Annotated in this window: 17 protein-coding genes and 1 pseudogene; 8 read left to right on the plus strand and 10 right to left on the minus strand. The window is 69.3% G+C overall.

Features of this window, described 5'->3' with window-relative positions; all coding sequences use genetic code 11:
- Positions 1-5: 5 nt before the first annotated feature.
- Positions 6-158, plus strand: a pseudogene (locus ABZV58_RS16850) (metallophosphoesterase); the annotation flags it as partial.
- Between the two features lie 117 nt (positions 159-275).
- Complete coding sequence (locus tag ABZV58_RS16855) at positions 276-1,175, plus strand: STAS domain-containing protein (RefSeq protein ID WP_355001015.1); 900 nt, start codon at positions 276-278, stop codon at positions 1,173-1,175.
- A 10-nt stretch (positions 1,176-1,185) separates the two neighbouring features.
- On the opposite strand, the gene ABZV58_RS16860 is transcribed toward ABZV58_RS16855, so the two are convergent.
- Positions 1,186-3,666 carry an MFS transporter gene (locus ABZV58_RS16860; RefSeq protein ID WP_355001016.1) on the minus strand — a complete coding sequence of 827 codons (2,481 nt, stop codon included), beginning with the start codon at positions 3,664-3,666 and terminating at the stop codon, positions 1,186-1,188.
- Between the two features lie 386 nt (positions 3,667-4,052).
- Between ABZV58_RS16860 and ABZV58_RS16865 the strand changes: the two genes are divergently transcribed.
- Complete coding sequence (locus ABZV58_RS16865) at positions 4,053-5,351, plus strand: diguanylate cyclase (protein ID WP_355001017.1); 1,299 nt, start codon at positions 4,053-4,055, stop codon at positions 5,349-5,351.
- A gap of 124 nt (positions 5,352-5,475) precedes the next feature.
- On the opposite strand, the gene ABZV58_RS16870 is transcribed toward ABZV58_RS16865, so the two are convergent.
- The gene (locus tag ABZV58_RS16870) at positions 5,476-6,714 is read right to left on the minus strand and encodes a helix-turn-helix domain-containing protein (protein WP_355001018.1); all 1,239 of its coding nucleotides are present in this window, start codon (positions 6,712-6,714) and stop codon (positions 5,476-5,478) included.
- 270 nt (positions 6,715-6,984) lie between these two features.
- Here ABZV58_RS16870 and ABZV58_RS16875 point away from each other — a divergent pair, with 270 nt between their 5' ends.
- Positions 6,985-8,124 carry an alpha/beta fold hydrolase gene (locus ABZV58_RS16875; protein WP_355001019.1) on the plus strand — a complete coding sequence of 380 codons (1,140 nt, stop codon included), beginning with the start codon at positions 6,985-6,987 and terminating at the stop codon, positions 8,122-8,124.
- Between the two features lie 13 nt (positions 8,125-8,137).
- On the opposite strand, the gene ABZV58_RS16880 is transcribed toward ABZV58_RS16875, so the two are convergent.
- Positions 8,138-9,277 carry an acyl-CoA dehydrogenase family protein gene (locus ABZV58_RS16880; RefSeq protein WP_355001020.1) on the minus strand — a complete coding sequence of 380 codons (1,140 nt, stop codon included), beginning with the start codon at positions 9,275-9,277 and terminating at the stop codon, positions 8,138-8,140.
- Between the two features lie 103 nt (positions 9,278-9,380).
- Here ABZV58_RS16880 and ABZV58_RS16885 point away from each other — a divergent pair, with 103 nt between their 5' ends.
- Both ABZV58_RS16885 and ABZV58_RS16890 read left to right on the plus strand, forming a co-directional pair.
- Positions 9,381-9,989: a TetR family transcriptional regulator gene (locus ABZV58_RS16885; RefSeq protein ID WP_355001021.1), complete on the plus strand. Its 609-nt coding sequence runs from the start codon at positions 9,381-9,383 to the stop codon at positions 9,987-9,989.
- Positions 9,990-10,110: 121 nt separating this feature from the next.
- Entirely contained in the window at positions 10,111-11,829 is a 1,719-nt protein-coding gene (locus tag ABZV58_RS16890) for a GMC family oxidoreductase (protein WP_355001022.1), read from the plus strand.
- 31 nt (positions 11,830-11,860) lie between these two features.
- Here the strand turns inward: ABZV58_RS16890 and ABZV58_RS16895 are convergent, their stop codons facing one another.
- From ABZV58_RS16895 to ABZV58_RS16905, 3 genes are all read right to left on the minus strand, one after another.
- The gene (locus ABZV58_RS16895) at positions 11,861-13,552 is read right to left on the minus strand and encodes an FAD-binding dehydrogenase (protein ID WP_355001023.1); all 1,692 of its coding nucleotides are present in this window, start codon (positions 13,550-13,552) and stop codon (positions 11,861-11,863) included.
- Positions 13,549-14,187, minus strand: a complete 639-nt coding sequence (locus ABZV58_RS16900) for a TetR/AcrR family transcriptional regulator (RefSeq protein WP_355001024.1) — start codon at positions 14,185-14,187, stop codon at positions 13,549-13,551. Before ABZV58_RS16900 ends, ABZV58_RS16895 begins: the two co-directional genes overlap by 4 nt.
- A 112-nt stretch (positions 14,188-14,299) precedes the next feature.
- Positions 14,300-14,989 carry a hypothetical protein gene (locus ABZV58_RS16905; RefSeq protein ID WP_355001025.1) on the minus strand — a complete coding sequence of 230 codons (690 nt, stop codon included), beginning with the start codon at positions 14,987-14,989 and terminating at the stop codon, positions 14,300-14,302.
- Between the two features lie 309 nt (positions 14,990-15,298).
- On the opposite strand from ABZV58_RS16905, the gene ABZV58_RS16910 reads away from it, so the two are divergent.
- Positions 15,299-15,850, plus strand: coding sequence for a TetR/AcrR family transcriptional regulator (locus ABZV58_RS16910; RefSeq protein ID WP_355001026.1), 552 nt, complete (start codon positions 15,299-15,301; stop codon positions 15,848-15,850).
- Between the two features lie 97 nt (positions 15,851-15,947).
- On the opposite strand, the gene ABZV58_RS16915 is transcribed toward ABZV58_RS16910, so the two are convergent.
- Both ABZV58_RS16915 and ABZV58_RS16920 read right to left on the minus strand, forming a co-directional pair.
- Positions 15,948-16,787 carry a DUF72 domain-containing protein gene (locus ABZV58_RS16915; RefSeq protein WP_355001027.1) on the minus strand — a complete coding sequence of 280 codons (840 nt, stop codon included), beginning with the start codon at positions 16,785-16,787 and terminating at the stop codon, positions 15,948-15,950.
- A gap of 10 nt (positions 16,788-16,797) precedes the next feature.
- A complete protein-coding gene (locus ABZV58_RS16920) occupies positions 16,798-18,111 on the minus strand; it encodes a hypothetical protein (RefSeq protein WP_355001028.1) in 1,314 nt (437 codons plus the stop codon).
- Positions 18,112-18,223: 112 nt separating this feature from the next.
- On the opposite strand from ABZV58_RS16920, the gene ABZV58_RS16925 reads away from it, so the two are divergent.
- On the plus strand, positions 18,224-19,243 hold the full coding sequence (locus tag ABZV58_RS16925) for a pyridoxal-phosphate dependent enzyme (RefSeq protein WP_355001029.1): 1,020 nt from the start codon (positions 18,224-18,226) through the stop codon (positions 19,241-19,243).
- Between the two features lie 154 nt (positions 19,244-19,397).
- Here ABZV58_RS16925 and ABZV58_RS16930 read toward each other — a convergent pair whose 3' ends face one another.
- Both ABZV58_RS16930 and ABZV58_RS16935 read right to left on the minus strand, forming a co-directional pair.
- A complete protein-coding gene (locus tag ABZV58_RS16930; protein WP_355001030.1) occupies positions 19,398-19,901 on the minus strand; it encodes an Rv3235 family protein in 504 nt (167 codons plus the stop codon).
- Between the two features lie 75 nt (positions 19,902-19,976).
- On the minus strand, positions 19,977-20,594 hold the full coding sequence (locus ABZV58_RS16935) for a TetR/AcrR family transcriptional regulator (RefSeq protein ID WP_355001031.1): 618 nt from the start codon (positions 20,592-20,594) through the stop codon (positions 19,977-19,979).
- Positions 20,595-20,636: the final 42 nt, after the last annotated feature.

The raw sequence follows: 20,636 nt of genomic DNA on the forward strand, positions 1-20,636 counted from the left end.
ACGCTGCGACGCTGTGGAATCCGACCGTCGCGGGGCTCGAGCGGTACGGCGACACCCAGCTGTACGTGACGCGCGGCGCGGGCGCGTGGGGTCCGCCCGTGCGGGTCGGCGCGCCCTCCGACATCACCGTCGTGGAGCTGGCCGCCGCACATGCCTGACACACCGCCGTCGGAGATGGCGCGTCGCCGAGGAAACCCCGCGCACCGCACGGGCGAGGTATACGATTCGGCAGGCGCCGCGAAAGGCACGCGGCGCGAGGATCGATGGAGGACCACGTGTCCGATGTGTTCGACCCTGTCGCGACCGATCTCGGCGCGAACGGTGGCGGGGCTGGACTGCTCTCGGAGCTGGTGGAGCACCTCAGACAGAACAGGACGGCGCTGCGCGAGGAGTGGGCGCGGCTGATCACCGAGGCTCAGCTGCTGACCGCGATGACCGCCGAGGAGATGTTCTCCGAGGTCACCTCGGTCTACGACAACTACGTGGCGGTGCTGGCGACCGGCTCGGTCGAGGCGCTCCAGGACTACGCGCGCGACCTGTCCGAGCGCATCATCCCGCGCGGGGTCGAGACCGACGAAGTGCTCGGTATCGTGCTGCTGCTGCGAGATGTGCTGGCCCGCTCGCTGTTCGAGAAGTACCAGTCCGATTTCGACCTGTTGAACCGGGTGCTGGACGCCTACGAGCCCGCGGCCAACCGCATCGCGAGCACCGTGGCGATCTCGTTCGTCGAGGAACGCGAGCGCATCATCCGCCAGCAGCAGGAAGCCATTCGCGAGCTGTCCACCCCGGTGCTCCAGGTCCGCGAGCAGCTGCTGATCCTGCCGATCATCGGCGTGCTGGACGGTCAGCGCGCGCGCCAGCTCACCGAACAGCTGCTGCGCGCGATCAGGAACAACCGCGCCAAGGTGGTTGTCATCGATATCACCGGTGTGCCGACGATCGACTCCACCGTCGCCAACCACCTGGTGCAGACCGTCGACGCCTCCGGCCTGATGGGCGCCAACGTGATCATCACCGGCCTGTCCTCGGAGATCGCGCTGACCCTGGTCACCATCGGCCTGGACCTGTCGAAGATGAACGCGGTCGGCGACCTCCAAGGCGGTATCGAGGAAGCCGAACGCCTGCTCGGCTACGAGGTGAGCCGCAGCGGCGAGCAGGCCGCGCCCGCGAACTGACCGGTCGCGGTCAGCCATCCCCGTCGCGGCCGTAACCGAGCCGCACGTCGTGCACGGCCTCGCCGCCCGACACCGTCACCCGACTGGTCACCGGCGGATATCCACGCGCGACAACGGTGTACTGCCCCTCCGCCAGATCGGGGACGACGTACCTGCCGTCGGCGTCGGTGCGCGCGGTGGCCGTCAGATCGCCCGCCATGTCCAGCAGCATGATCTGCACATCCGGCACCACCCGGCCGTCGGCCAGCGCCGATCCCGCGAGCACGGCGTTGGGTTCCATGTCGATGTCGTGGCGGAGCAGGCCGCTGTCCGGCACGGTGAGCGTGGTCGCGTGCGGGCGCATGTGCTCGGCGAGCGCGACCATCGTGTAGGTGCCGGAGACCACCCCGTGGCAGACGAAGGCGCCGTCGTCCGCGGTGACCGTCGCCCCGACGACCTCGCCGTGCCGATCGGTCAGCGTCACGGTGGCGCCGCCGAGCGGTTTGCCGCTGACCGCCGATCTGACCGTTCCGGAGACGGTGCCCGACCCCATCAGCTTCACGTCGAGTTCCTGCGGCCAGGAGCCCGCCACGACGCTGACCGCCGTCGGTTGGTGCCCGGCCGCTGCCGCGATCAGCACGTAGGTGCTCGCGTCGGGCACGTCGATGGAGTAGCCGCCCTTGGCGTCGCCCACAGCCCTGGCGACCTGACGTCCGCCCTTGTCGATCAGCGTCAGCGCGGCCTCGGGCACCGGATGCCCGTCCTCGTGCTGGATGCGGCCGAACAGCGAGCGGGATTCCGCCGCGGCGGCGAGCACCGGTTCCGGTTCGGAGAAGACCTCCGCCGCGCCCGCCCAGACCTGCGACTCCTCCCAGCTCGACGAACCGTCCGGACCCGGCTCGGGCACGATCGGATCGTCTTGCAGTGGAATCTCTTTCATGAACATCAGCACAACGCCCGCCAACACCGCGACCGCCGCGGCGACGTAGAACACGCCCGCCATCGCGTCGGTGAAGCCGATCAGGATCGGCGCGCGCAGGTCCTCGGGCATGGCGGCGAGTTCTCCGGTGTCGCTCTGCAACTCGCCGAGCCGGGCGGTGTCGAAGCCCTCCGGCAGTTGCCCGCCGAAGGCGTCGACGATCCGGCCGGGCAGCAAGTTGAACAGGATGGTCAGGAAGATCGCGACGCCGAGCGTGCCGCCCATCTGCCGGAAGAAGGTGGCGGCCGCGGTCGAGACGCCCATGTCGGTGCGCGGTCCCGCGTTCTGCGCGGCGATGATCAGCGTCTGCATGCACGCGCCGAGGCCGCAGCCGATCACGCCGCCGTACAGCAGCGGCTCCCACAGCGGGCTGTCGTAGAGCACCCTGCCGTGCAACGCCGCGCCGAGCGCGATCAGGAAGCACCCGGCGACCGGCAGGATCTTGTACTTGCCGGTGAGCTTGGTGATGATTCCGGCGATCTGCGCGCCGATCATGATGCCGACCACGAGCGGCAGCATCAACAGACCGGCCTTCGTCGGCGAATATCCGCGCGCCACTTGGTAATACAGCGGCACGAGCACGATCGCGCCGAACATCGCGATGCCGACGACGAAGCCACCGACGATGGACACGCTGAACGTGGAGTTACGGAACAACCGCAGCGGGATCAGCGCCGCGTCCTTCATCAGGAACTCGACGAGCACGAACAGCGCCAGCCCCGCCGCGCCGACGCCGTAGCAGACGAGCGCGCGGTCCGAGTTCCAGCCCCATTCCCTGCCCTGCTCGGCGACGATCAGCAGCGGCACAACGCATATGGTGAGCGTCATCGCGCCGAACCAGTCGATGCGGTGCGGCTGGCGCTGGTGCGGCACATCGAGCACCTTGGCGACCACCACGAACGCGAGTATGCCGATGGGCACGTTCACCAGGAACACCCAACGCCAGCCCTCCAGGCCCGCGAGCTCGTCGTAACCGGAGAACAGCCCGCCGAGCACCGGCCCGAGCACGGTGGAGGCACCGAACACCACCATGAAATAGCCCTGATACCGGACCCTTTCGCGGGCGGGGACGATATCGCCGACGATGGTGAAGGCCAGCGACATCAGGCCGCCCGCGCCGAGTCCCTGGAAGGCGCGGAACGCGGCGAGCTCGTACATCGAGGTGGCGAACGTGCACGCCACCGAGCCGATCACGAACAGTCCGATCGCGATGAGATACCACGGTTTACGGCCGTAGATGTCGGCGAGTTTGCCGTAGAGCGGCGTGGTGATGGTCGCGGTGATCAGATAAGCCGTTGTCGCCCAGGCCTGTTCGTCGAATCCGTTCAGGCTGTTGGCGATCGGCACGATCGCGACGCTCACGATGTTCTGGTCCAGCGCGGCGAGGAAGATGCCGAGCAGCAGGCCGGAGATGATGGTGAGAATCTGCCGATGCGACAGTCGCGCGCCTGCCTCGGCCGCCAGGTCCGGCTTCGGCGCCGGAGCCTGGGTGGTCGTATTGGTCATGTAGATGCCCTGGTTCTGATCGTCCAACGGTTGCGATCTTGCGTTCGGAACAAAGCGCATCCGGCGACCGCACGCGTCCCGCGCGCGACCAAGCCCTGCGCCACAAGCGATCTGCTCTGTCGTACTGATAGATCAAGGGGATGCTGCGACCCGGCGAGCTTACCGGTGGGCCGCGCAGGCTCGCTATCGAGGCCGAGCGGTCCGCGTCGTGACGCGGGCGCGGCGATTGCTGTTCATTCGCCGCAGGCGGTATCCTTGACCTTCGATACCAACGAGTCTCATAATCTCGCTCTCGGCTAGTGGATGGCAGCACCAAACCCCGTTCGGACCGGCAGGGTGGGCGATCGCCGGTTTCGGCGGGTTCCAAGCAATGTGGACACCGACCGCGCGTCGTTCGTCGAACGGGGATTCGCATGGACGAGAACAACACCATGGTGGGCGATCCGGAGCAGGCGGCCGAGCGGTACCGTTCGCTGGTCGAACACTCCCCCGATGCCATATGCGTACACGAAGGCGGCGTCGTCGTCTATCTCAATCCGGCCGGGGTTCGCCTGCTGGCGGCCAAGTCCGCGCACGAGATCGTCGGACGCCAGGTCAGCGACTTCGTCGCACCCGATTCGGTCGCCTCGACACTGGCCAGGATCGAGGGTTCGCGCAGTACCGGCGACGCGTCCAAGCGGGCGGTCCTCACCTTGCTGCGCGCCGACGGGGCCCGCATCCCGGTGCAGACCGTCTCGGTGCTCACCATCTGGCAGGGCAAACGCGCCTACCAGGTGGTGCTGCACGATCTGAGCGCCCAGCACGCGGCCGAGCAGGCCCAGCGCCGGGCCGAACAGCACTTCACCGCGATCGTCTCGCAACTGGAGGAGGGCGTCGTCGTGATAAGCAGGCAGGGCATGATCGAGTCGATCAACCCCGCCGCGCTGCGCATATTCGGTTGTCGCGGTGTGCAACTCGTCGGCGCCCGGTTCGACGCGCTGCCGTTGCGCATGGTCGACACCGACGGTGTTCCGCTGCCCGCCACTCGTCATCCGGTCGCGCGCACCATGGCGACCGGCGAGCCGATCAGCCGCTTCGTCTTCGGCGTGGACGGCACCGACCATCACCGCCGCTGGCTGGCCGGCAACTGCCGTCTGCTCAATCCGACCGACCGGAAATCACCAGTGGTCAGCTCGTTCACCGACATCACCGCCACCAGGGCCAGTCAACGCGAGTTGCAGTACCAGGCAACGCACGACGGGCTGACCGGGCTGCTGAACCGGCCGACCATCCTGCACGATCTCGACACGGCCCTCGCCCATCCGGCGGGCGGCCCCCTGTCGGCCGTGCTGTTCGTCGACCTCGACGGGTTCAAGGCCATCAACGACTCGCACGGGCACGTGGTCGGCGATGTCGTCCTGCAAATCGTCGCCCAGCGACTGCTCCGCGCGGTGCGCCGCGGCGATCTGGTCGGCAGGCTCGGCGGCGACGAGTTCCTCGTCCTGCTCGGCGAACGCGACGTCGGCCCGGAGGCGGTCATTCAGCGGCTCGCCGCCTCGGTGGCCGAACCGATTGTCGCCCATGGACATCGGCTCACGGTCCGGGCCTCGATCGGTGTCACGATGATCGTGCCCGGCGATCCGCGCACCGCCACCGAGATCCTGCACGACGCCGACACCGCGATGTACCACCAGAAGGGCAATTCCACGCAGCTGGACGCAGTCCACCGGTAGCCCGCGCACGGCCGGAGCGAAGACGGAGGCACGCCGATTCCACACAGGCGGACGCAGTCCGTCTACAGCCCGCGCGCGGCCGGAGCGAAGGCGTAGGGTACGCCCGTGGCGAGCGGGTGACCGGTCAGGCGGTGTCGTTGGCCGGGTAGAGCCGGTGGATGGTGAGCGCCGCGGCGAGCATCCGCGAGTTGGTGGGGTCGGCGGGATCGATGCCGGTGAGCTCGGCGATGCGGCGCAGCCGATAACTGAACGTGTTCGGGTGCACGTGCAGGCGCGCGGCGGCGGCCTTGCGGTCCGAGCCGTACTCCAGGTGGGCCTCCAGCGCCTCGAGCAGGTGCGGGTTGTTCAGCAGCGGGGCGATGCGCTGGGCGAGCCGGTCGCGCGCCGCGCCCGGCCTGGTGAGCTGGTACTCGAGCAGCAGGTCGTCCAGGTGGTAACGGCCGGTCGGGCGGTTGAGCAGCCGGGCCAGGGTCGCCACCTCGGCCGCCTGCTCCGCGGAGCCGGGCAGATCCGCGCGGAGGACGCCGCGGGACTCGGCGAGATACACCGGGGTGCCGAACTGCTCGGCGAGCTCGGTGGCGAGTCCGCGATGGCGCGCGGCATCGGCAGCGGCGGACTCGGAGTGGTTGGGCAGCAAGGCGATTCCGGTCCCGCCGTCGAAGGTGACCAGTGCGGTGCCGTTGCTGAGCGAGTCCAGCGTGCGGTGCAGGATGCGAATGCGGCGGCGGGCGAGCAGGTCGGCGACCGAGTTGTGCTGCTCGTCCGGGCGCAGGTGGATGGCGAGAACGGTGTAGCGGTCGGTCAGCGGGGTGTCCGCGCGGGCGGCGAGTTCGTCGGCGGGTTGGCCGCGCAGCAGGGCGGCGCAGAGTTCGCGGCGCGCCTCGCGCTCGGCGTTGTAGATGGACTGCTCGACCTCGGTGTAGGTCTCCACGACGGTGATGTTGATGTGCATCAGCAGGTCGAGCAGCCGCGAGCCGACGACGACCAGTTCGTCTTTCTCGTCGAGGCTGGCGAGCGCGGCGGCCTCGGCGAGCACCGACTGCGCGGAGCCGTGGATGGCCTCGATCAGGATCGCCAGCGGGAAGCGGTCCTCGGCGTGCCGTTCGGCGACCGGCACCACGAACGCCGCGACCTCGGCCCTGCTGAACGCGCGCTCCTCGCCGATGGCCTGAAGCACGGCGCGTCCGCAGGCGTAGATGGTGGGTAGTACTTCGGCGGTGAAATGACCAGCGGGCAGCTCGGCGGCGGGAGGTGTGGCACCGAGGCCCGCGGCGAGCATCCGCTCGGCGATCTGGGGCCACCTGGTCAGCAATCGGGCCACCAGGGGGAGGTCCCCGGTCACCGGGGGTGAAGCGACAGCCATGGGCCGATTGTTGCCGACGACAGGGTTCGCGACAACGTATCGGTCGCGACCGCCAAGAACTTTGTCGCTGACGACAAGGGCCTCTCGATTTTCTTTTTCCGGCCGTGCAGTGACGACTTGGACCATCCGGTCTTTAATTTTCATTATCGCCTCCGCGAGATGGCACGCGTCACACCGTGGGTTCAATTGTGTTCTGCGCCACATCGATTCACCGGGGGCGGATCCGAGCGGATGGGAAGTACGGAAATGTTTGCAACGAAGCAACGAGGCATGCGCGCGCTCGCCTGCGCCGCGATGATCGCGGGTCTGGCGCTGGCCCAGGGATCCGGCGCGGGGGTGACGATGGCGGACCCGGCCGTGGAGGGGAGTGCCGAGTCCGCCGCCCAGGCGCTGGCCGACACCATCACCGCGGGGCTCCTGCCCGCGGCCGACGGCAGGCAGCCGAAGGCGATCGTCGACACCGGCAGCAGTGGCTCGGGCTGGGCCAAGAGCACCTCCTCGGCGGCCGTCGGGGAGGGCCCGCAGATGTCCGCGGCGCTCGCCGCGTTCGCCTACGGGCTCACCCATCCCGACGCCGCGCCGTCCGGAGCCAACCGGTGGGACTGCAAGCCGAGCGCCGCGCATCCCCGCCCGGTGGTGCTGCTGCACGGCACCTGGCTCAACGCCTACGACACCTTCGCCTACATGTCGCCACGACTGGCGCAGGCCGGATACTGCGTCTTCGCCTTCAATTTCGGCCGCTCCGGGCTGATGGAGGGCGGCGGCCTCGGTACCGTGCTGCCCGGTCGCTTCGGCGTGGGCCCGATGGAGGAATCCTCGCGCCAGGTCGCCCAATTCGTCGAGCAGGTGCGCGCCGCGACCGGCGCGGAGAAGGTCGACATCATCGGGCACTCACAAGGTGGCACGGTAGCCAACCGGTACCTGAAGTTCGACGGCGGCGAGGGCAAGGTCGACAAGCTGATCACCTTCGGCGCCACCCACCACGGCACCTCGCTGATGGGCATAGCCTCGCTCGGGCGCGCGATCAACAACCTCGGCGTCAACATCCTGGGCTTCTACGAGCCCATCGTCGGGCTCTCCAACATCCAGCAGGCCGTCGGTTCCGCGTTCTACGCGGCACTGAACGCCAACGGCGACACCGTCCCCGGGGTGGCCTACACCGCGGTCGGCTCGCGCTACGACGAGGTCACCAACCCCTACGACTGGACCTTCCTGCGCCCCGGCCCCGACGCCACGGTCGACAACATCACCTTGCAGGCGGGTTGCGAGCAGGACGTCTCCGACCACCTGACGATGATGTACTCCCCCCGCTCCACCTCGATCGCGCTGCGCGCACTCGACCCGACCGCCCCGGCGGACCTGGCGTGCACCTTCAACCCGTGGCTTATCGGCGGTGGCGGCAGCCTCTGAGTTGGCCGGTAGCTTACGACGCCAAATCCCTGGCGATGACCAAGCGCTGAATCTGGTTGGTGCCCTCGAAGATCTGGGTGATCTTGGCTTCGCGCATGTAGCGCTCGACCGGGAAGTCCTGGGTGTAGCCATAGCCACCGAAGACCTGCACCGCGTCGGTGGTGACCTTCATGGCGGCGTCGGTGGCGACCAGCTTGGCGACGCTGGCCTGCCGCGAATAGGGCAGGCCCGCGTCGCGGCGGCGGGCGGCGTCGAGGTAGGTGGCGCGGGCGGAGTCCACGGCGGCGGCCATGTCGGCGAGGACGAAGCCGAGGCCCTGATGGTCGATGATGCGGCGGCCGAACGCCTCACGCTCCTTGGCGTAGGCCACCGCGTCGTCCAGGGCGCGTTGCGCGAGGCCGGTCGCCACGGCGGCGATGCCGAGACGTCCGGAGTCCAAGGCGCTGAACGCGATCGAGAGACCCTGGCCGTCGGCGCCGATCAATCGTTCGGCGGGCAGGAACGCCCCGTCGTAGGCCGCTGTCGTGGTCGGCACCGCGCGCAGGCCCATCTTCTCCTCGGGTTTGCCGAAGCTCAGACCCTCGGTGTCCGCGGGGACCAGGAAACAGGAGACGCCGCGAGACCCTTCGCCGGTGCGCGCGAACAGGGTGTAGTAATCCGCCCGTCCGCCGTTGGTGATCCAGGATTTGGTGCCCTCGATCCGGTACCCGCCCTCGACCGCGGTGGCCTTGCAGCGTAGCGCCGCCGCGTCCGAACCGGCGTGCGCCTCGGAGAGGCTGTACGCGCCGATCATGGTGCCGGACAACATCTCCGGCAGCCACCGCCGCTGCTGCTCGGGCGTGCCGAAGACGAAAAGCGGGTGGCAGGAGAGGCTGTGCACGCTGACCGCCACCGCGACCGCCGCCCACCGCGCGGCCAGCTCCTCGAGCACCTGCAGGTACACCTCGTAGGGCTGACCGCCGCCGCCGAAAGCCTCCGGGTAGGGCAGGCTGAGCAGCCCGGCCGCGCCCAGCGCGCGGAACGCTTCCTCAGGGTACTTCTGCTGTTTCTCGAACTCCGCCGCGTTCGGCTCGAGCACCTTGTCGGCGATCTCCCTGGTGAGCTCGATCAGATCGCGCGCTTCCTCGGTGGGCAGCAGTCGGTCGACAGGCATCTCATCATCTCCGCGGCGGGGGTGGTCGGCTTGCCAACACATTATGACCAACATCCAATTGCATGCAAGGCAGCATGTACTTTCCAGCCGTTATACTGCACGAATGGTTTCCGATCTGCCGCCGAACAAGCACCAGGAGAAGAGTCTGCGGACGCGGGCGCTGCTGCTGGACGCGGCGATCGACAGCCTCGCCGAGGTGGGCTACGGCGGCGCCTCCATCGCCGACATCACCGCGCGCGCGGGCGTCACCCGGGGCGCCCAGCTGCACCACTTCCACACCCGCCAGGAGCTGTTCGCCCAGACCATCGGGCACCTCACCGAGCGCCAGCGCCAAGCGCTGCACCGCCGCCTGCGCACGCTGGCCGAAGATCTCACCGCAGGGACAATCCTCGTCGAGCTGGTGACCGCCACTTTCGCGGGCAAACTCGGCCGCGCCTGCGTCGAGCTCTACGTCGGCATCGCCAACGACCGCGAGCTGCGCCGCGAAATGCTGCGCGTGCAACACGATCTCACCGTCGAACTGCTCGACCGCTGCGCCGAACTCATCGGGCCGGACATCCCCCGCGCCCGCCTCGACTCCGCCTTCTGGCTCACCATCAACCTCGTGCGCGGCGCGACCCTCGACGAGATGGTCGGCCGCGACCGCGCCCGTCGCAAGCAGGTGCTCGCCGACTGGACCGTGCTCGCCGAGCTGGCCCTGCGGCGGGAGTGAGCCACGAACCGGCACGGCTGGCCGGAAATGTGGATTTCTTGGCCGCAGGTCTGTCCTGTCAGCGCGTCGTCCGCTCCTAGCGTTGTTCCACGACATCGGCGGGAGCGGAAGGCGTAGGTCCATGACATTCGACTACGACGTGGTGGTCGTCGGTTCGGGGTTCGGCGGCAGCGTGACCGCGCTGCGGCTGACCGAGAAGGGATACCGCGTCGCGGTGCTGGAAGCGGGTCGCCGCTTCACCGACGACGAGTTCGCCGAAACCTCTTGGCGGCTGCGGAAATATCTCTGGGCGCCGCGACTGGGTTGCTACGGCATCCAGCGCCTCGCGCTGCTGAAGGACACGTTCGTGATGGCGGGCGCGGGTGTCGGCGGCGGGTCGCTGGTCTACGCGAACACCCTGTACGAACCCCCGGAACGATTCTTCACCGACCGGCAGTGGGGTCACATCACCGACTGGCGCGCGGAACTCGCACCGCACTACGACCAGGCCGCGCGGATGTTGGGCGTGACGACCAATCCCGCGACGACCCAGTCCGACCGGGTGCTGCGCGAGGTCGCCGAAGACCTCGGCGTCGCCGACTCCTACCGCAGCACGCCGGTCGGCGTCTTCTTCGGCGGCCCCGGCGTCAAGCCGGGACAGGACGTGCCCGACCCGTTCTTCGGCGGCGTCGGACCGGACCGGAGGTCCTGCACACACTGCGGCGAGTGCATGACCGGCTGCCGCCACAACGCGAAGAACACCTTGGTCAAGAACTACCTGTATCTTGCGGAAAAGGCCGGGGCCACAGTGCATCCACTGACGACGGTGACCGACGTGCGACCACGCGAAGGCGGCGGTTTCACGATCGCCACGCAGCGCACCGGCCGCACCGTACGCAAGCAGCGCCGCGAGTTCACCGCCGAGCAGGTGGTCTTCGCCGCCGCGGCCCTCGGCACCCAGCGCCTGCTGCACCGCCTGCGCGACACCGGCTCGCTGCCCGCCGTCTCGGGCATGCTCGGACAGCTCTCGCGCACCAACTCCGAGGAACTGCTCGGCGCCCGCAGCCGCCGCGCCGACGCCGACTTCACCAAGGGCGTCGCCATCACCTCCTCGATCCATCCCGACGCGGACACCCACGTCGAACCGGTGCGATACGGCAAGGGCAGCAACGCCTTCGCGCTGATGGCGACCGTGATGGTCAGCGGCGACACCCCGCGCCTCGGGCTGTGGCTGCGCGCGCTGTGGCGCGCCCGCCGCGATTTGCTGCGCGCGCACAACCCACGGCGTTGGTCCGAACAGACGATCGGCCTGCTGGTGATGCAATCGGTGGACAACTCCATCACCACCTACACCAAGCGCGGCTGGTTCGGACGCCGCACGATGACCACGAAACAGGGTGCGGGCCAGCCGAATCCGACCTGGGTGCCCGCCGGGCACGAAGTCGCGGGGCGGGTGGCAGGCAAGATCGACGGCTTTCCCCTCGGCACCGCGTCCGGCGTCTTGAACATCCCGATGACCGGGCACTTCATCGGCGGCTGCGTGATCGGCGACTCGGCCGAGACCGGCGTCGTCGATCCGTACCACCGGCTCTACGGCCACCCCGGCCTGCACGTCATCGACGGCTCGACGATCTCGGCGAACCTCGGGGTCAACCCGTCGCTGACCATCACCGCGCAGGCCGAACGCGCGGTCTCGTTGTGGCCCAACAAAGGTGAGGCCGATCCGCGCCCCGTCCTCGGCGCACCGTACCGGCGACTCGGCCCGATCGCGCCGCGTCACCCGGTCGTCCCGCCGACCGCCCCTGCGGCGCTGCGCCTTTCGGCCGCCGCGCGGCAGCTGCCGATCGAGCCGGTGCGCTGACCCGCACCGGCGACCGGGTTCGCGGCGAACGTCAGGCGAGCTTCTTCGCCAGCGCGCGGCCCGCGGCGCGACCGGAGAAGATGCAGCCGCCGAGGAAGGTGCCTTCCAGCGCGTTGTAGCCGTGCACGCCGCCGCCGCCGAAGCCCGCGACCTCGCCCGCGGCGTACAGGCCGGGCAGCGGGGCGCCGTCGGGACGGATCACCTGGGAGTCGAGATTGGTCTGGAGTCCGCCGAGGGTCTTGCGGGTGAGGATGTTCAGCCGCACCGCGATCAGCGGACCAGCCTTGGGATCGAGGATGCGGTGCGGCTTGGCGACCCGGCCCGCCTTGTCACCGAAGTACTGGCGCGCGTTGGTGATCGCCATCAACTGGGCGTCCTTGCCGTACTTGTTGTCGATCTCGCGGTCGCGGGCGACGATCTGCCGCTCCAGGTCGTCGAAGTCGAGCTGGGGTCCGCGCGCGATCTTGTTCATGCCCTCGACCAGCTCGCGCAGCGTGTCGGCGACGACGAAATCGACACCGTGCTGTTTGAACGCCTCCACCGGGCCGGGCGCGCCCTTGGCCACCCGGCTCTTGAGGGTGAGTTTGAGGTCCTTGCCGGTGATGTCGGGGTTCTGCTCGGAACCCGACAGCGCGAACTCCTTCTCGATGATCGACTGAGTCAGCACGAACCAGGAGTAGTCGTAGCCGGTCGCCAGGATCGCCTTCATCGTGGTGTTGGTGTCGAATCCGGGGAAACACGGTGCGGGCAAACGCTTTCCGTTGGCGTCGAACCACAGCGAGGACGGCCCTGGGATGATGCGGATGGCGTGGTCGGGCCAGATCGGGTCCCAGTTGTGGATGCCTTCGGTGTAGTGCCACATGCGATCCCGGTTCACGATCGCGCCGCCCGCACTCTCCGAGATGGCGAGCATCCGGCCGTCGACGTGCGCCGGAACGCCCGAGATGAGCGTCTCCGGGCAGGGACCGAGTCGCTCGGTGGGCCAGTTGCGCCGGATCATCTCGTGGTTGTGACCGATGCCGCCGGAGGTCACCACGACTGCCTTGGCACGGAACTCGAACTCCCCCACCGCTGTTCGCGACGACGCTTTGCCGCGTTCGAGGTCGGTGTCCTCCAGGACGGCGCCGCGCACACCGACCACCGCGCCGTCCTCGACGATCAGCTCGTCCACCCGGTGGCGGAAACTGAAGCCGACCAGCCCGCGCCGCTCGCCCTCCAGCACCGGCTCCTGGAAGACCCGCACGACCTCGGGACCGGTGCCCCAGGTGAGATGGAAACGCGGCACCGAATTGCCGTGGCCGTCGGCGGCCGCGCCGCCGCGCTCGGCCCAGCCGACCAGCGGCGTCACCCGCAAGCCCAAGGCGTGCAGGTAATCCCGCTTCTCGGTGGCCGCGAAGCGCACGTACGCCTCGGCCCACTGGCGCGCCCAGAGATCCTCGTCGTCGCGGTCGAAGCCAGCCGAGCCGAGCCAATCCTGCAGCGCCAGTTCGTAGGAATCCTTGATGCCGAGGCGCCGCTGCTCCGGGCTGTCCACGAAGAACAATCCACCGAGCGACCAGAACGCCTGCCCGCCGAGATTGTTGCGGTTCTCCTGGTCGAGCAGGTGCACCTTGCGGCCCGCCTTGACCAGCTCGTGGGCGGCGACCAGGCCGGCGAGGCCCGCGCCGACCACGATGACATCGGCCTCGCGCGCGAATTCGGGACTGCAGTTGGTCATGTTCATCCTTCGATTGGCGTGCTGTAGGCCAGCACGACGTGACAGAAGAGGTCGGTGCGCCGCCGCAGGGCGATGCGGCTGCGCGGTTCCATCAGCACCTGCACCGCGGTGCCGTCGTGCACGGCCACCATGGCCTGGCCGAGCGCCTCCGGGTCGGGCACGCCGCGCCCGACCCGGCCGAGCGCGGCGACCACGGTCGGCATCAGCGCCGCGACGATCGCCTCCTCGCGGGCCGCCATCACCCGGCGCAGCGTCGGTGTGCGCAGCGCGTGGCTGGTGAACTCGGCCGTGATCCGGTACCACGCCTCGTCCAGCGGGACGGCGCGCAGCAGCCGGTCCACCGCATCGCGGAGGTCGGCGACGCCCTCGACGGAGATGTCGTCCAGGGCGGTGCGGACATCGGCGAGCATGGCAGCCGAGCGTTCCTCCCACATGGCGAGGAACAGCTCGTCGAGCGAGGTGAAGTTCGAGTAGAACGCGCCGCGGGTGAAACCGGCGCGCTCGCAGACCCGCTCGACCGTGGCCCGGCCGAACCCGTCCTCGGCGAAGACCTCGTACGCGGCGGTGAGCAGGCGTTTGCGGGTCGCGACCCGTCTGCGAGTCGCCGGGCGCGCCGGCGTTCCCGCGGTGGACGACGCCATCGTGGACTCCTCTCGCCGGACGGCCGGTTCGATACACCGATGTATTCGATACGAAAATGTATCAAACCTAGCGCGTGCCGAAACCGGAAACGGCGCGGAACGCCGAGAGGTGTTACCGGTCCGGCGGGGCGATCTTGCTGATCAGGACGTCCCCGTCGCGCGGGGTCACGGTGACGAACTGCCGATAGGTGCGCACCGCCGCGTCGGGGCGGGTCTCGGTGATCACCACGTCGAAGCGGCCGTCCGGCAGCGGAAGCACGAGCACGCAGTGGCTGGTGCCCATGGGGACGGAGGCGATGCCCGCGTCGATGACGTCGATGCGCGACACCGCCGCGTCGGGCGTGGTCACCGCTCGCGCCGCGACACCGGACTTGGTCACGTAGTAGGCGTGCTGGAAGGCGAGGATCGCGTCGGGTCCGCTGGCGACCGAGCCGGTGCCGTTGCCGCGCACCAACTGATCGGATCGGGTCGGCTCACAGCCCGGTCCTCCCCCGAGCACCGGGTCGGCGACCGTGGCCGATTGACGCGGTTCGGTCACCTCCGCGGCGTACACCAGCACCACCGCCACCGCGGCGAGCGACGCGCCGACGGCCGCGCCGCCGACGAGCCAGGGACGCCGTCGGTTTCGCGGTCGCCTGCGCCGCGGCGGTCGTCTGCGCTGCTGCGCCCGGAGCGGCTGTCCGACCTGCTGCGGCGGGATCATGCCGGGCCACAACGGCACGGTCGCCGCATCCCGGCCACGGCGCAGGGCGCCGCGGCGCGCGACAGTGCGGCTGCCGAGATCGAACGCGTTCGACGCCATGACTCCGCCGCACCCTCCGTATCAATGCCATTGCGCAATAACAAGATTGCACAGATGCGCCGAAGATGACGGATGAATGACGGAGAGAGGCCGAAGACCACACGGCATAATGTCGCCCTGGGTGGGACCCGAGGCGACACGATCGGCGGGGCCGTGTCCGATCTCGATCGTTCCTACAGAGAGGCACACATGCGCCGAGAGCAGGCGACCATACGTCCGACGGTGTTACCGAGAAGCGGTTTCGCCGAGCGGCACCGCGCGACCCGGGAAGCGGTCTTGGCCTCGCAGCGGGGCAGGATCATCTCCGCGATGGTGGAAAGTGTTCAGGCCAAGGGTTATTCCGCGACGACGCTCTCCGACGTCGTCGGCCGGGCCAGGGTGTCGCGCAGCACGTTCTACGAACACTTCGCCAACAAAGAGGAGTGCTTCGTCGAGGCCGTGCACACCGGCATCGACATCGTCGCCACTCGCATCGCCGAGGAACTCGCCCAGCTCCCGCCGGATGCCGACGCGCGCGCCAAGATTCGCTCCATCGTGCACACCTACTGCGAAATGATCGTCACCGAACCGGATTTCGCGTGCGTCGTGCTCGTGGAGTCGTTCAAGGTGGACCAGGCGGCCGTGGCCTACCGCGACCTCGCCGTCGACCGTTTCGCCGAGCTGTACCGCGTCTTCTACCGGCACGAGCGGGCGGCCGACCCCAGCTTGCCCGAACTGGCGGACGATCTGATCGCGCTGATACCGGAGGCGATCGGCGAGCGGACCCGTCGCACCATTGTCTCCGACGGGCCGGAGCGAGTGCCCGAATTGGCCCCGCTGTTCGTGGATTTCGCGTCGACGGTGCTGGGCCTGAACGGCTGAACGCAAGGTCTCGGCTGCTGAACACTGGGTCTCGGCTGACCGCGCTCGCTCGGCTGCTGATGGCAATCGCTCGGCCGACCGCGGCGACGGTGCCGAATCAGAACAGCGTCATCGGCTCGTCCGCCACCGGTTCGGGCAGCGGATCGAGTTCCGGGAGCCGCTCGCGGACCTCGTCGTGGAAGCGCCGCGCCAAGTCCAGCGCGCCCGCGTTGTCGGGGGTGTGCAGGAATACCGTCGGCGAGCGGCCTTCGCGCAGCCAGGCGGTCACTGTGTCGAGCCAAGGACGCCACCCGGCGACCGTGCGCTCGACGTCGTCGCGACCGTGGTACCGCACGATCGGGTATTCGGTGAGTGCTTCGGTGCGCCGCGGCACTCGCGGCTTCTTCGACCGCGCCTCCTGCTCCGCCGGGCTCGCCGCCACGCCGTCGAAAAGCACTGTGGTGTCGAAGGTTGTCCATTCCGCGCCGACCCGGGCCAGCACGCGCTCCAGCGCCTGACCCGCGCGCCGGTCCTCGAAGAAGGCCGGGTGCCTGACCTCGACCCCGCACCGGTATGCCGAGGGCAGCTCGCGCAGGAAGGCCGCCAGCGCGCCGAGATCGGTCGGACCGAACGAGCCGGGCAGCTGCACCCACAGCGTGTGCAGGCGCGGCCCGAGCGGCTCCATCGCGCCGAGGAACGCCCGCAATTCCTGGTCCGCGCCGGTGAGACTGCGCTCATGGGTGATCGGCTTGGGCAGCTTCAGCACGAAACGGAAATCGGGCGCGGTCTGCTCGGCCCAGGATTCGACGGTGTGGCGCGCGGGGGTCGCGTAGAACGTGGTGTTGCCCTCGACCGCGGTGCAGCGCTCGGCGTACCAGCGCAACCGTTCCGCGGGTCCAAGCTGCCGCTCCTGCCATGCCGCGTGCGTCCACATCGCACATCCCACGTGAAGCCGCATGCCCGCGACGTTAGCGCGCGGCGGGGCGGGAGTCGTCGGCGGACTCGGTCTCGGATTCCTCTGGCCGCAGCATGCGCAGCAGCAACACGACGAACGTGCAACCGCCGGTGATCAAGATCGCCGTCAGGCCGGGCATCATGGAGAGCAATCGGTCGGGATCGGCGTAGCCGCGCGGGATGTCCAGCTCGCCACCGAAGATGCGTCCACGCAGGGCGACGACCACGCCGGGCACGAACAACAGCGACAAACCGAGCACCTTGCTCGGGCTGTGGTTCGGCTGTGCAGTGCCGAAGCAGTAGCCGGTGACCAGCGCAAGCGCCATACTGCCGGTGACGGTAGCCGCGGGCGTGGGACCTTCGGGCCGCGCGGTCGCCGCGGCGAACGCACCGAGCACCGCGATCGCCGCCAATGCGGCAACCGGCATCGGGCGGGCCACTCCGAGCACCATGCCACCCACCGTGACGCCCAGCAGCAGCGGCACCGTCCACCCGGACAGCCCGGTCACCACGACCGCGCCGCCCACCGCCGCGATGGCCGTGCTGAGGGCGACGAGTACGCCGTCGCGGCCGGGCAGCAACAGCGCTACAGCCAGCACCGTGACCACCGTGACTGTGACAGCGAACAGCACCTGGAACAGCGTGGAGCCGCGGGTGGCCAGCCACTCCGCACTGCCGAGGGTGATGAGCATCGCGAGCAGCACGGCGACGATCGGTCGCAGCGGCAGCTCGACCGCGATCGCCGATTCGTGCCGCCGATGCCTGTTCAGCAAGGTCGACGCCAGCACCAGCGCGACGGTCGGCCAGAGCAGCCACAGCGGCGGCGAGCCCGTGATGATATCGGCGGGCAATTCCGGTGCCGTCGGATGACCGATGCCGGGCACGCTCAGATCGCCGACCACGATGCTGGTGAGGGCGCCGAGGGTCGCCGCGCCCGCGTACGGCGTGTGCAGCCGGGCCGCCGTCATCAGCCCGCCGAGCAGCATTCCGCCCGCCATCGAATCGATGTCATTGAGCGTGGTCAGCGGGGCGAGCGCGGCGAAGCTGCGGCCAAGCAGGTGGTTGATCAGCAGCGCGACGGTGCCGAACAACGCGACCAGCCACGCCACTACGTCCGAGTCCGCGCTGCTCGAGAAGGCAGCGGCGATGACGGCGACGATGAAGCCGATCGCGGTGGCCCTCGGCATGTTGTGGGCGAGCAGCTGCATTTCCATTGTCGCCGTCCCGCTGACCCACGCCAGCGAGATCGGTGTGGTGAGCGCCAGTCCACCGACCACGGCGGCGACGAACGCCGTGATCAGCTCGACCGCACCTGTGCAGTGTCGCACCAGGTCAAAGGTAGTGGACCAGGCCTCCCGCTGGTCGATTTAGCGGATGCGAGTCTCGCTAGCGGCGGATTCGACCGCGCCGACGACCACGGCGTCGTACGCTGAAGGCGCCATGGAACTGGACGATCGACCAAACTCGTCGCTACTGCACGCTCGCCTTCCCGAGGTGGCGGACACCCTGCCCTTCCAACGGCTCGGCGCCGCGCCGACACCGGTGCGGCCGCTGGACGGGCTCGCGACCGGCGCCGCTCCGGTCTGGCTCAAGGACGAGAGCGCCTACGGCGACGGCGGCTGGGGCGGCAACAAGGTGCGCAAGCTGGAATGGTTGCTGCCGGAGGCGCTGCGGACCGGTCGCCGCACCTTGCTCACGGTCGGTGGCGTCGGCACCAACTGGGGTTTGGCGGCCGCGCTGTACGGGCGCGATCTCGGGCTGCACACGGTGCTCGCGCTGATCGACCAACCGGCCGACGAGCACGTGCGAGCGCAACTGGTCCGGCTCGCGGCCTCCGGCGCCGAAATCCACCGGACGCACACCAAAGCGCGCACGGTCCTCACCGCTCCGCTGCTGTACGCCAAGCACTGGCGACCGGGCGCGACCCCCTACTACCTGCCCGCGGGCGGCTCCGCACCGCTCGGCGTACTCGGTTATGTCGAGGCAGGGTTGGAGATCGCCGCCCAGGTCCGCGCGGGCGACCTGCCCGAACCCTCGCACGTCGTCACCGCGATCGGCTCCGGGGGGACAGCGGCCGGGCTGGTACTCGGCCTGCGTCTCGCGGGATTGCGCACCAAGGTCTTCGGCGTCGTCGTCAACGACACCCTCCGCCTCGACGCCCCGACACTGCTGCGGTTGGCGGACCGCACCATCGCCCTGCTGCGCAAGCGCGGCGCGGTCTTCGACCCACCGGTGCTCACGGCCGACGATCTCGAGATCAGCACGGACTGGCTCGGCCCCGGTTACGGTCACCCGATCCCCGCCGCGACCGAAGCGGCCGCGATCGCGCACGAACGCGAGGGCCTCGTCTTGGAGCCGGTCTACACCGCCAAGGCCCTGGCCGCCCTGCATTCCCGCAACGCCGAGGGCGGTTTCGGTGCGGGTCCCGTGCTGTTCCTGAACACCAACGGGCCGCGCTGATCATTGATCGGCCGATTGTCAGAAGCGGCCGAAAATCTCGAGTAGCCGACTACTCGTTTTCGCAAGACGTGAGCGCCGTCCGGGGCCGGACCGCCAGCGCGCGCCGTCGGTCGGGATCCACGGCAGCGCTTTGAGCGCGGTGTCGAGCCTGAGCTCACCGGACGCGTAATGCGGTCAGGCGCCAGCCTGCGGCGCGCGTGTGCACGATGCGGCCCGCCAGGGCGAAGCGTCGGGGACCCCGGTCGTAGCCCGCGAAGACTTCCGCGGTGCGCGCGTCGACCGGTGTCACCGCGACGCGCGCCAGGACGGCGACGCCCAGAGTTCGGCCCGGCGCCAGGTCGCCCGCGATCAGGGTGCGCACCGCCGATACCACCGCGGGCTCCGCGATGGACGCCAGTTGTCCGATCGGTCTGCGCTGGTCGAGCACCTCCAGCGTGAGGCGCAGCGATCGCTCGGCGAACTTGCGCGCCGAGCGGATCAGCTCGTCGGTTTCCACTGGGGCGTGCGACTCCCGGACGACGCGCTGAACGCCCGTTCCGGCACCCGACGCACCACGCGGGCGCACCCGGAAGGGCTCGGATCGCCGTGGTGTGTGAAAACCGCGCAGCGGCGGCTCGCTGTGCGGAGCGGGCGACAACGCCTTGCGCTCGTCGGACATCTGGGACCCCCGTGAACTCGGCATGTTTGCTGGCCGATCCTGCCGACCGCGGGACCGAATTGCTCGAGTAGTCGACTACCCGAAATCGGACCGACCGGGATGGTCCGCGGTCAGCAGCGCCACCAGCGCGCGCCGGACGGCGGCGGAGGCGGCCGCGCGGGAGAGTCCGCGCCGTTCCACCAGGTGGTGCCGGAAAGGCCAGCCGACGGTGGCATCGATCGTGTCGAGCAGCTGCTCGTCGCGTTCGCCGTCACGGGTCAGTTCGGCGTCGAATGCCTGCGCGAGCGCGGCGCGAATCCGGCTGTCGGTCAGGCGCATTCGAGCATCGAGGGCGGGCAGGTTATGCGATTCCAGCAGACCGAGCACGCGAGGGTTGCGCTGGAGCGCGAAGATGTCGGCGCTCTGCTCGACGACAAGGTCGATGCGCCGGTCCAGCGGAAGCGCGGGATCGATGGTCCTGATCAGCGCCTCGACCTGTTCGGACTGCCGGTCGACGGCGGCGATCCGCAGATCATCGATACCGGGAAAGTGCACGAAGATGCTGCGCTCGGAGGCTCCCGCACGCTGCGCGATGTCCTTGGCCGTCGGCGCGAAGATGCCCTCCTTCACGGCGGCCAGCAGGGCGTCGATGATCGCACCCCGGGTCTGTTCCGGATTGCGGCGCCGTCGCGCGCCGGTCGTGCCGTCAGCCATGGTCGCATCCGATCACAGGTCGCGCGGACGGGCGTGGACCGG

It is taken from the genome of Nocardia sp. NPDC004654 (assembly GCF_040609595.1).
In the GTDB taxonomy this organism is placed as follows: domain Bacteria; phylum Actinomycetota; class Actinomycetes; order Mycobacteriales; family Mycobacteriaceae; genus Nocardia.